The sequence below is a fragment of the Streptomyces sp. NPDC056734 genome (assembly GCF_042790455.1).
GTDB lineage: Bacteria > Actinomycetota > Actinomycetes > Streptomycetales > Streptomycetaceae > Streptomyces.
The window spans coordinates 186,240-197,261 of record NZ_JBHTZD010000015.1; the positions used below are offsets into that span (position 1 = coordinate 186,240).

The 11,022-nt window shown below is 73.5% G+C and carries 10 protein-coding genes; 4 read left to right on the plus strand and 6 right to left on the minus strand.

Annotated features, from left to right (window positions below):
- Nucleotides 1-149 precede the first annotated feature (149 nt).
- Nucleotides 150-623: an ATP-binding protein gene (locus ACFRFC_RS23630; RefSeq protein WP_382690602.1), complete on the minus strand. Its 474-nt coding sequence runs from the start codon at nt 621-623 to the stop codon at nt 150-152.
- Nucleotides 624-1,025: 402 nt separating this feature from the next.
- Nucleotides 1,026-1,619, minus strand: coding sequence for a hypothetical protein (locus ACFRFC_RS23635; protein WP_382690646.1), 594 nt, complete (start codon nt 1,617-1,619; stop codon nt 1,026-1,028).
- Nucleotides 1,620-1,854: 235 nt separating this feature from the next.
- Between ACFRFC_RS23635 and ACFRFC_RS23640 the strand changes: the two genes are divergently transcribed.
- Nucleotides 1,855-3,321, plus strand: coding sequence for a helix-turn-helix domain-containing protein (locus ACFRFC_RS23640; RefSeq protein ID WP_382690604.1), 1,467 nt, complete (start codon nt 1,855-1,857; stop codon nt 3,319-3,321).
- A gap of 7 nt (nt 3,322-3,328) precedes the next feature.
- Here the strand turns inward: ACFRFC_RS23640 and ACFRFC_RS23645 are convergent, their stop codons facing one another.
- Nucleotides 3,329-5,071 (minus strand): pyruvate dehydrogenase, encoded by a 1,743-nt coding sequence (locus tag ACFRFC_RS23645; protein ID WP_382690606.1) that lies wholly within the window; start codon nt 5,069-5,071, stop codon nt 3,329-3,331.
- Between the two features lie 143 nt (nt 5,072-5,214).
- Entirely contained in the window at nt 5,215-6,669 is a 1,455-nt protein-coding gene (locus ACFRFC_RS23650; RefSeq protein ID WP_382690608.1) for a protein phosphatase 2C domain-containing protein, read from the minus strand.
- Between the two features lie 404 nt (nt 6,670-7,073).
- On the opposite strand from ACFRFC_RS23650, the gene ACFRFC_RS23655 reads away from it, so the two are divergent.
- The 3 genes from ACFRFC_RS23655 to ACFRFC_RS23665 all read left to right on the plus strand — a co-directional run bounded on the left by ACFRFC_RS23655 (nt 7,074) and on the right by ACFRFC_RS23665 (nt 9,078).
- Nucleotides 7,074-8,057: a helix-turn-helix transcriptional regulator gene (locus ACFRFC_RS23655; RefSeq protein ID WP_382690610.1), complete on the plus strand. Its 984-nt coding sequence runs from the start codon at nt 7,074-7,076 to the stop codon at nt 8,055-8,057.
- 67 nt (nt 8,058-8,124) lie between these two features.
- Entirely contained in the window at nt 8,125-8,607 is a 483-nt protein-coding gene (locus ACFRFC_RS23660) for a DUF456 domain-containing protein (RefSeq protein WP_382690612.1), read from the plus strand.
- 48 nt (nt 8,608-8,655) lie between these two features.
- Entirely contained in the window at nt 8,656-9,078 is a 423-nt protein-coding gene (locus ACFRFC_RS23665) for a nuclear transport factor 2 family protein (RefSeq protein ID WP_382690614.1), read from the plus strand.
- Here ACFRFC_RS23665 and ACFRFC_RS23670 read toward each other — a convergent pair.
- Together ACFRFC_RS23670 and ACFRFC_RS23675 are read right to left on the minus strand one after the other, a co-directional pair.
- Entirely contained in the window at nt 9,072-9,572 is a 501-nt protein-coding gene (locus ACFRFC_RS23670; protein ID WP_382690616.1) for a methylated-DNA--[protein]-cysteine S-methyltransferase, read from the minus strand. The two genes, ACFRFC_RS23665 and ACFRFC_RS23670, sit on opposite strands and share 7 nt — an antisense overlap.
- A 5-nt stretch (nt 9,573-9,577) precedes the next feature.
- Nucleotides 9,578-10,960: a DNA-3-methyladenine glycosylase 2 family protein gene (locus ACFRFC_RS23675; RefSeq protein WP_382690648.1), complete on the minus strand. Its 1,383-nt coding sequence runs from the start codon at nt 10,958-10,960 to the stop codon at nt 9,578-9,580.
- Between the last annotated feature and the right edge of the window lie 62 nt (nt 10,961-11,022).

The window sequence follows — 11,022 nt, forward strand, 5'->3', positions numbered from 1 at the left end:
GTCCCTGCAACTCCTTTTCGGAAAAACCCCGCACTGTTACCGGGGTTGCCTTTTAACCCGGGGTGCCGCGGGGGGGGGGCGCCCCCGCAACGGGTGCCCCCCCCGCCCCGTTCTCGTGTCTACGCGCCCGTGTACTGCGTGCCCGTGTACTACGCCGCCTCCGCCCCCAGTTCGAACCACACCGACTTGCCCACGCCGTGCGACCGTACGCCCCACGCGTCCGCGAGGGACTCCACCAGGGCGAGGCCCCGGCCGTTCGTCCCCTCGTGCGGGACCGGGGCGCGGGGCCGGGGCCGCTGGGCCACGAAGTCCCGTACCTCCACCCGCACGCCGTGCGGGCTCACCTCGGCCGTCAGCACCGCGTCCCGGTCGGTGTGCACCAGCGCGTTGGTGACCAGCTCGCTCGTCAGCAGTTCGGCTATCTGCGACTGTTCGGACCGCTCCCAGGTCCGCAGCAGTTCCCGCACCGCCCGGCGGGCCTCGGGCACCGCCCGCAGATCCGCCCGTCCCAGCCGGCGCAGCAGCCGTGGCCGCTGCCCTTCCTCCGGAGCCCCTGCCCCCGCCGGATGCACCGAGCCGGACCCGACGGCCGTGGGAACGCCCCCGCGTACTTGCCTCTTCATGACCCCCGCCCGCGTGCCGATCCCGGTTCCCCTCCTGCTCGAACACGTTCACGAGGATCCTTGCCCAATGGGTCACCGGGCACTCATGGCCCGTCGCCGAGCCCGGGATGTTCGGCCATCCTCACGGGAAGGGAAAGCGGTCCGGACGGATGCCGGACAGCCGGTGTTCGGCATCCGGACCGCAGGAGTTCAGCCGGTCGGCCGGTTCGGGACCGTGCATCGGGGCGTGCGGGAGGTGAAGAGGGGGCGGGCCGTTTCGGACACCCGGATTGAGGGGGTCCCATGGCACATCGTCGCGTGCACGTGAATCTGGCCGGAAACACCCGGGTGTTCCTACCATCGGCGGGGCGACGGGGCCGCCCCGCCGACCCCCGTGGCGGCAGGGCGACCCCCGTTCTGGATTCAGTAGAGCTTGTTGACCGCGGTCGTGGTCGTCTTCTTGAAGGCCCGCACGGGCGCGTCGGAGAAGTCGCCGAGCTGCGCCCAGTCCACGACCGTGACGGTCCGGCCGTCCCGGCCCACCGACAGGAGCCGGATGTCGGTCGCGCCCCACGAGGCCGCGGTGTGCAGTCCGTGCACCCGGGCGCCCTCCTCCACCGGCAGCGAGCCATAGCTCCGGTAGGTGGCCTCGGTCTCCGGGTCCGCCTGCTCGATGCGCTGGGCGCAGGCACGGATCTCCCGGTTCATCCGGTCCGCGAGCGCCTTCGCCTTGGTGGCGGTGCCGGTGACGATGGTGAGCTGGCGGGCGCTGGTGTCCAGGTCGGTCCGGAACGGGCGGTAGCGGGAGTCGTAGCCCGGGAACACGTCGTCCAGGCAGAGCCGCAGCTCGTCCGGGACACCGTCGGTGACCTTCCCCGCGGTCCACGTGGCGAAGGGGTGCGGCGGCAGCTGGGACGCCGACAGGAACGCGGGCCCGCGACCGGGCGCGGCGTCGGCCGGGACGGCGAGCACGGCGGCGGTGGTGAAGGCGGCGACGGACAGCGCGGTGAGCGCCATGAAGCGGCGGGCGTGGACCGGGCGGGCCTGGATCGGGTCGGAGATCGGGTCGGACATGGAACTCCCCGTGGTGAAGTCGCGCTGCGGCGCGAGAGATGACGCGTGACCGGGTCCCGTTCGCGGGTCTCCCCGGCCGGCACCAAGAGCATCGGCAATCCCAGCGGGCGGGCGCAACGATTCGCCGCCCTGGAACCATCCCAGCCCCGCTGACGTGCAGGTACATGAGGTGCCTGGGATGCCGTCCCGGGCCGCCTGGCCCCTGTCCACCAGCTCACAGGAACCCGGGAGAACGGTGTCGGCACAGCACGACGATGTCGAGCGGTTCGCGGCGCTGCTGCGGCAGCTGAAGGAACGGACGGACCGCAGCTACGGTTCGCTGGCCCGGCGCCTGCACATGAACACCTCCACCCTGCACCGCTACTGCGCCGGTGACGCGGTGCCGGTGGACTTCGCCCCGGTGGAGCGGTTCGCGGCGCTGTGCGGGGCGTCGGCACCGGAGCGGCACGAGCTGCACCGGGTGTGGCTGCTGGCGGTGGCGGCCCGGCAGCGGGCGCGGACCCCCGCGACCGGGGACGCCGCCCTGCGCGAGGCCACCGAGGACGCGGGGCAGGAGACGGCGGAGGAACAAACAGGGCAGGAGGAGCAGAGGGAACAGGAGGAGCAAGGGGCGCAGGAGGAGCAAAGGGAGCAGGAGGCCGACGCCGGTCAGGGTGAGGAAGGGAAGCGGGCTCCGGACATCACCGGCCGCCCCACCACCCCCTGGTACCGCCGCCGTCGTACGGCCATCGCCGCCGCCGTCTGCGCCGCGCTGCTGGCGACGCTCGGGACGCTCTCCGCGCTGCCCGCCGGTGAGCGGGCGAAGGTGGTCGATGCGGCGCCCGGGTCCGGGACGGTGACCGGAACGCCGGAGCGGGCGACCGGGGTGCCCTCGCCCACGGGCACGACGGGCAGCCCCTCCCCCGTACGCTCCTCCCCCGCCCCGTCCACGACCCCGCCGCGCGAGCCGCCGGCCAAGGGCGGTACGCCGGACGGGCCGCTCCCGAAGACGGACCCACCGACCCCGCGGGCCACCGTGCCCACCGGCGTCCCGCTCACCTGGAGCGCCGATTCGCACGCCTGGGCGCTGGGCTGCGGGCACGACTATGTGATCGACCGGCCGCCCGCGCAGGTGCCGCCGCCCCCGGTCGCGCAGGACGCCCGGGCCTGGGCGACGGCGCAGGGCGCGGTGCACGGGAAGGACACGAACGTACGGATCACCGTGCAGGGGCGGTCGGCGACGGCCGTGGTGCTGGAGGCGCTGCGGGTGCGGGTGGTGGGGCGGGCGGCGCCGGTCCAGGGGAGTTCGTACGCGATGGACCAGGGGTGCGGTGGGTCGGTCACGCCGCGCTTCTTCGATGTGGACCTGGACATGGACCGGCCGATCGCCCGCTCGGTGCCCGGCGCCGACCCGGACCGGGAACTGCCCGCGGTGCGGATGCCGTACCAGGTCTCCAGCACCGATCCGGAGGTGCTGGAGGTGACGGCCCGTACGGCGGGGTGCGCCTGCGACTGGTATCTGGAGCTGGACTGGTCCTCGCAGGGCCGTACCGGCACGGTCCGGATCGACGACGGCGGCCGGCCGTTCCGGACCAGCGCGGTGGCGGGGCTCGACCGGTACGCGTACGACTACGAGAACCGCGGCTGGGCCCCCTACACGTCGTGAGGGTCGGTCAGGGGCGCGGGACGTTGCGCAGGTTGGAGCGGGCCACTTGGACCATCCGGCCGACCCCGCCGTCCAGCACGATCTTCGACGCGGACAGGGCGAAGCCGGTGACCATCTCGGCGCTGATCTTCGGCGGGATGGACAGGGCGTTGGGGTCGGTGACGACATCGACCAGCGCGGGGCCCTTGTGCTTGAAGGCGGCCTTGAGCGCGCCCGCTAGATCCTTGGGCTTCTCCACGCGCACGCCGTAGGCGCCGCAGGCGCGGGCGACGGCGGCGAAGTCGGGGTTCTGGTTGGAGGTGCCGTACGACGGGAGACCGGCGACCAGCATCTCCAGCTCGACCATGCCGAGGGAGGAGTTGTTGAAGAGGACGACCTTCACCGGGAGGTCGTGCTGGACCAGGGTGAGGAAGTCGCCCATCAGCATCGTGAAGCCGCCGTCGCCGGACATCGACACGACCTGGCGGTCGCGGTCGGTGAACTGGGCGCCGATCGCCATGGGCAGCGCGTTCGCCATCGAGCCGTGGGAGAAGGAGCCGATGATCCGGCGGCGGCCGTTGGGCGAGATGTAGCGGGCGGCCCAGACGTTGCACATCCCGGTGTCCACGGTGAACACCGCGTCGTCGGCGGCGAGGTCGTCCAGGACGGAGGCCACGTACTCCGGATGGATCGGGATGTGCTTCTCGACCTTGCGGGTGTACGCCTTGATCACGCCCTCCAGGGCGTCCGCGTGCTTCTTCAGCATCTTGTCGAGGAAGCGGCGGTTCTCCTTCGGCTTCACGCGCGGGATCAGACAGCGCAGGGTCTCCTTCACATCGCCCCACACGGCGAGGTCCAGCTTGGAGCGGCGGCCTAGGCGCTCGGGGCGGACATCGACCTGGGCGATCGTCACATCGTCCGGGAGGAAGGCGTTGTACGGGAAGTCCGTGCCGAGCAGGATCAGCAGATCGCACTCGTGGGTGGCCTCGTAGGCGGCGCCGTAGCCGAGCAGCCCGCTCATGCCGACGTCGAACTTGTTGTCGTACTGGATCCACTCCTTGCCGCGCAGGGCGTGGCCGACCGGGGACTTGACCTTCTCCGCGAACTCCATCACCTCGGCGTGCGCGCCGGCCGTGCCGCTGCCGCAGAAGAGGGTGACCCGCTCGGCGCGGTCGATGAGGTCGACCAGCTTGTCGATCTCGGTGTCGCCGGGGCGGATCGTGGGCCGGGAGGTGACCAGGGCGGTCTCGACGGGCTTGTCGGGGGCGGGGTGGTCGGCGATGTCTCCGGGCAGGGTGATCACGCTGACGCCGCTCTGCCCGACCGCGTGCTGGATGGCGGTCTGGAGCACCCTGGGCATCTGCTTCGGGTGGGAGATCATCTCGCTGTAGTGGCTGCACTCCTGGAACAGCCGGTCCGGGTGGGTCTCCTGGAAGTAACCGAGCCCGATCTCGGCGGACGGGATGTGCGAGGCGAGGGCGAGGACGGGCGCCATCGAGCGGTGGGCGTCGTACAGGCCGTTGATGAGATGCAGATTGCCGGGGCCGCAGGAGCCCGCGCAGGCGGTGAGCTGTCCGGTGATCTGCGCCTCGGCCCCGGCGGCGAAAGCGGCGGTCTCCTCGTGGCGCACGTGCACCCAGTCGATGGCGGAGTTGCGGCGGACGGCGTCGACGACGGGGTTGAGGCTGTCGCCGACGACGCCGTAGAGCCGCTTGACTCCGGCACGGGCGAGGATGTCGACAAATTGCTCGGCGACGTTCTGCTTGGCCATGAGGTGGTGCCCCTTCGTTCTCCCCGGTGTCTCCGGTCTGCGGTGTGTGGTCTGCGGTGTGCGATCTGCGGTGTGCGTGGATCGGATCCCCCCGGTCTGCGTGGATCGGATCCCTCGGGTCCATGAATTCACATCGAACGCGGTTACGCCTCCCACACGGCCGCGGCGGTCCGGTCGTCCGCGTAGCCCTTGACCCGGACCTGGGTGTCGGCGAGGAACGCGGCGAGGCCGGGCGGGGCGGCGCCGGACCAGCGGCCGGTCAGATGTGCGCTCAGCTCCGGCTCCCCGCGCAGCGGTTCGGCGAGGCCGTGCGTGCACATCAGGAGGGTGTCACCCGGGCGGGCCACCGACGCCCGGAACCGGAAGGGCTCGCGGGGCGGCCCGGGGGCGGGTTCGTAGGGGCTGGGCGGGGCGGGAATGCCCAGGTCCATGGTGAGCCGGTCGCCCTCGGGGGTCTCGGCGGGCAGCGACCCGAAGCTCATCAGCGGCTCCCCGGGGACATCCGTGATCTGCGGCTCGATGTCCTGCCACGCCCCGTCGCGGAGCCGGAAGAGACCGCCCGCGCCGACGCCGAAGAAGATACGGGTACGGCAGGCGGGGTCGGCGGTGAGCAGCAGACAGCGCAGGGTCGCCGCGTACTCCTCCGGTCTCAGGCCGCGATCGGCGGCGCCGGCCCGGAGTTTGCCGAGGCTGCGGTCGGTGAGGCGGTGCAGGCCGGACTTCAGATCCCCACGCCGCCCGGCCCGGATGTCCTGCGCCAGTCGCGTGTGGCTGCGGCCGACCGCCCGCGCTATCCACTGGCACGCCTCGGCCGCCGCCCGGTGCGCCGCCGGGGTGGCCCGCGCGCCGCTGGCCATCGCCACCAGCACCAGCGCGTCCGCCCCGGCGCCGAACCGCGCGGTGAGCAACGCGTCCCGGCGCGGCTCGCCCCGGTAACGGGCCGAGTCCCCGCGCACGGACGCCGCCCGCAGGGTGCAGACCCCGTAACGGGCCCCGTCCAGCACCGTGTCGGCCACCAGATCGGCGAGGTCGTCGGGGTCGGCGAGGGGGAGCGCGGTGGGGTCGGGGTCGTAGGTGGGGGGGCCGGTGCCTATGTAGGCGACGGCGGGGTGGGAGGGGTGAGGGGGGTGGGAGGGGTGGGGTGCGGTGGATTCCGGGGGGTGGTGGGGTTCTGGGGTGGCCGGTGGCGAGGGTGGGGGTGGTGGCGGTGGCGGTGGCGGTGGCGGGAAGGTGGACGGGCCGGTGGTGGGGAGGGGCGGTTCCCAGGGGGCGCGTTGGCGGACGAGGCCGGTGGGGCGGGGGGTAGGGGGCGCGGGCGGAACGGGAGGGGCAGGCGGGGCGGGCGGGGCGGATGGTGCCGGCGGTCGTGGCGGCGCGGGCGGTACCGGCGGTACGGGCAGTACAGGCGGTACGGGCGGCGGTACGGGGGCGGAGGGCCCCTCGGACCCCACAGTCACGGCTCCCGATGCCGAGGCGAAGCGGTCGTCGAGGGAGTCGGCGGCGGACGTGGGGCCGGTGTCCTCGGTGGCGTCGGCGTCGTACAGCTGTCTCCACCAGTCGTCCTCGTGACCGGTGGAACTTCCCCCCAGTTGGCTCATGCCCCTAATTGTCCACCGCGCGGGCGTCAGGAAAACGGGGCATGCGGAAAATATGACGTACTCGTGCGCGTCGAACGGTCGGTCGGACGCCTGGCCGAACGGGCGTCACCGGCCCGGGAGTCGGGCGCGCGGTGGGCCGCGTGAAAGGCCGTCGGGCGGCTCCACCCCCCACGGGAGAACCGCCCGACGACAGCCGGGGGGCGTACGGCACCCGGGCGCGCGTCGATTCGGCCGAAAAGGCCCGCTTGACGGCGGCCGGTGACGTATGTCGCCGTGGCCCCACCTTGGCAGAGTGACCGGCCGTACGGCGATGATGTGCCGAGGCGGGTTTGCGCCGTGGCCAGTTTCCGCCACAGCCGGGAACCCGTCTGACGAGGTCGTACTTGCGGGAGGGGCGGCGCCTGATGCTGGCGGCGATAGGGCTGGACGAGACACACGAGTCGGCGTACCGGACGTTGGTGGTGGTGGGTGCGGCCGATGTGCCCGATCTGGCCCGGCGCCTCGCGCTGGGCGAGCGGGACACCGAGCACGCGTTGCGCCGGCTCCAGGCGCGGGGGCTGGCCGCGCAGTCCTCGTCGCGGCCCGGCCGGTGGGTGGCGGCCCCGCCCGGTGTCGCGCTCGGCGCGCTGCTCACCCAGCGGCGGCACGAGTTGGAGCAGGCGGAGCTGGCGGCGGCGCTGCTGGCGGAGGAGTACCGGGCGGCGGCGGCCGAACCGGCCGTGCACGATCTGGTCGAGGTGGTGAGCGGGGCGGCGGCGGTCGCGCAGCGGTTCCTCCAGTTGCAGCTCGGGGCGAGTGACGAGGTGTGCGCGCTGGTGACCGGGAACCCGGTCGCGGTGAAGGGGATGGAGAACGACGCGGAGGAACAGGCCACCGGGCGGGGGGTGCGTTACCGGGTGGTGGTGGAGCGCGCGGTGCTGGATCTGCCGGACGGGATCACGGAACTGACGGCGGCGCTGGGCCGGGACGAGCAGGTGCGGGTGGTGGACCGGGTGCCGACGAAGCTGGTGGTCGCCGACGGTTCGCTCGCGCTCGTGCCGCTGACCTCGCACACCACGGAGCCCGCCGCGCTGGTGGTGCACGCGAGCGGGCTGCTGGAGCTGCTGTCGGGGCTGTTCGAGTCGGTGTGGCGGGACGCGCTGCCGTTGCGGCTGGGTGCGGCGGGGGTGATCGAGCAGGGCCCGGACGAGCCGGATGCCACGGATCTGGAGATCCTGTCCCTGCTGCTGGCCGGGCTGACGGACGCGAGCGTGGCCAAGCAGCTGGAGCTGGGGCTGCGGACCGTGCAGCGCCGGGTGAAGCGGCTGATGGAGCTGACGGGGGTGTCGACCCGGCTCCAGCTGGGCTGGCACGCGTATGAACGGGGCTGGGTGGCGCGGGAGCGGTGACGTGCGCTTTCGCGCTGGGCCGGTTCGCTGACCTGCGCGCTCGGCGCGGCTCCGGCACTCTTGGCAGATGGGAGTCTGGGAACTCCTCCTGGTCGGCTTCGTGCTGCTGCTCGGCCTGTGCGGAGTGCTGGTGCCCGGGGTACCGGGGTCGTGGCTGGTCTGGGCCGCGATTCTGTGGTGGGCGCTGAAGAATCCGGCGCCGGTGGCCTGGGGGGTGCTGGTCGGGGCGACGGTGGTGCTGCTGCTCGCCCAGGTGGTGCGGTGGGCGCTGCCGCCGAGACGGCTGAGCGAGTCGGGGGCGACGCCCCGGATGGCGGTGTACGCCGGGGTGGGGGCGTTTCTCGGCTTCGTGCTGATCCCGGTGGTGGGGGCGATCCCCGGCTTCCTGGGCGGGATCTATCTCTCCGAGCGTCTGCGTCTGGGCCGCCATGGCGAGGCGATGGCCGCCCTGCGCTCGGCGATGCGGTCGGGGGGCTCCAGCGTGCTGACGGAGCTGTTCGCCTGTCTGCTGATTCTCGGGGCGTGGGTGGGGGCGGTGATCTGGGGGTGATCTGAGCTGGTGTGGGGGTCTTTGTGGGAAGGGTGTGACCAGGCGGACATGGATACGGACTCGCGGACCAGGGCCGCGATCGAGGAGCACTGGCGGGCCTCGGAACGCGCGGACACCGAAGCCGAGCACGCGATCTACGCGACGGACGCGATTCTGGACTACCCGCAGTCGGGCGAGCGGTTCCGGGGCCGGGCGGCGATCTCGGCGCAACGCGGCGGGCATCGGGCCGACCGGCATTTCACCGTCCGGCGGATCACCGGACATGCCCGGCTGTGGGTGAGCGAGTGTGTCATCACCTACGACGGGGTGCCGTCGTACTCGGTGAGCGTCATGGAGTTCGCCGGCCGGCTGGTGGTGCACGAGACGCAGTACTTCGCCGGTCCCTTCACCGCGCCTGCGTGGCGGGCCGCGTCGGCGGAGCGGATGCCGGGGCGGACGGACGGCGGAGGGACGGTGCGGCCGCCTCAGTAGACGGACCCCTCCAGCTCCAGCAGCCGCAGCTTGCGGTCCAGGCCGCCCGCGTAGCCCGTGAGGGAGCCGTCGGCGCCGATCACGCGGTGGCAGGGGCGGACGACGAGCAGCGGGTTGGCGCCCACGGCGCCGCCGACGGCGCGTACGGCGGCCCGGGAGGCGCCGACGCGGGCCGCGATCTCGCCGTACGTCGTCGTCGCCCCGTACGGCACGGTGTCGAGCGCGTGCCAGACCTGCTCGCGGAAGGGGGTGCCGGGCGTGCGCAGCGGGAGCCGGAATTCCTTCAGCTCGCCGGCGAAGTAGGCGGCGAGCTGCTCCTCGGCCGCGCGGAACAGCGCGGGGTCATGGGTCCAGCCCTCGCCCAGGGTGCGCCCGCCCTTCTGGCCGGGGACGGACAGCGAGGTGAGGGTCCCGTCCGGGCCGGCGGTCAGCAGCAGTCGCCCGAGGGGGCTGTCGAGGTGCGTGTAGTGGACGGGGGTGACGGGGGTGCTCATGGTCATCACTCCAACTCTCCTGCGGTGCGCAGGTGCCGTACCGCGTACGAGCGCCAGGGGCGCCAGCTGTCGGGGGTGTCGGCGCCGGGTGGCGCCACGTCGGGGTCGCCGAGGGCGCGGGTACGGATCGCGGCGATGACGGCCGCGTCCAGGCCGGGCAGTGCGCGCAGCGCCGCTTCGGCGCCGTCCCGGTCGGCGCCGGGATCGAGGCGTACGGTGCCGTCGGCGAGGGCGGTGGTGAGCGCGCCGAGGGTGGAGCCGGGCTCGGCGGCGGCGAGGACGCCGGGCTCGGGGAAGAGGTGGGTGAGGCTGCCGCAGGGCGCGTCGAGCGTCTTGCCGTACCGCTGGACGAGTTCCTGGGCGCCGGAGGGGCCCGCCAGGGCGCGTATCGCCAGTTCCTCGGGGTCGGCGGCGCCGGGTGAGCGCAGGCCCGGCCGGGCGGCGACGAGGGGGGCGAGCCGTTGGTCGGCGCCTAGCCGGGTGTCGACGGCGTACGGGTCGGCGTCGAGGTCGAACAGGCGGCGCAGGCGTTGCACGGCGGTGGTGAGATCGCGCTGGTCGGTGAGGTGCAGCAGGGCGTCCAGCCAGCCGCCGGGGTGGGTGGCCGTGCCGGAGCTGCCGGTGCGCTCGCCGACGGCGGCGATGCCGGTGCCGTGGGGGAGGCGCAGGGTGCGTCGGTAGGTGCGGGCGCCGGGCGGGCCGGTGACCGCCTCGACGCCGGGCACGGCCTCGTGCGCCAGCAGGTCGAAGACGGAGGCGGCGTGGTACGGGCCCCGGTGGGCGAGCCGGAGCGGGATCCCGGCGGTGGGGGTGCCGATGGCCCGCTGGGTCTTCGGCGCGGCGGCGCGCAGTGCGCTCGGGGTGAGGGCGTAGATCTCGCGGATCGTGTCGTTGAACTGGCGCACGCTGGCGAACCCGGCCGCGAAGGCGATCTCGGTGATCGGCAGGGTGGTGGTCTGCAACAGCACGCGTGCGGTGTGCGCCCGCTGGGCGCGGGCGAGGGCGACCGGTCCGGCGCCCAGCTCGGCGGTGAGCTGGCGCTGGACCTGCCGGGCGCTGTACCCGAGCCGGGTCGCGAGGCCGGCGACGCCCTCGCGGTCGACGACGCCGTCCCGGATCAGCCGCATGGCCCGGCCGACCACGTCGGCGCGGACGTCCCAGTCGGCGGACCCGGGCACGGCGTCCGGCCGGCACCGCCGGCAGGCCCGGAACCCGGAGCCCTGCGCGGCGGCGGCGGTCCGGAAGAACCGCACGTTCCGCCGCTTCGGCGTGACGGCCGGGCAACTGGGCCGGCAGTAGATCCCGGTGGTCGCGACCCCGAAGAAGAACGCCCCGTCGAACCGGGCGTCCCGACTACGAACGGCTTCGTACCTGGTCTCTTCGTCCATCACGAGACCCAGTGTGCGCCGAGAGGGTGGGATGCGGCTGGCGGAAATCGGACGCGGGGGCG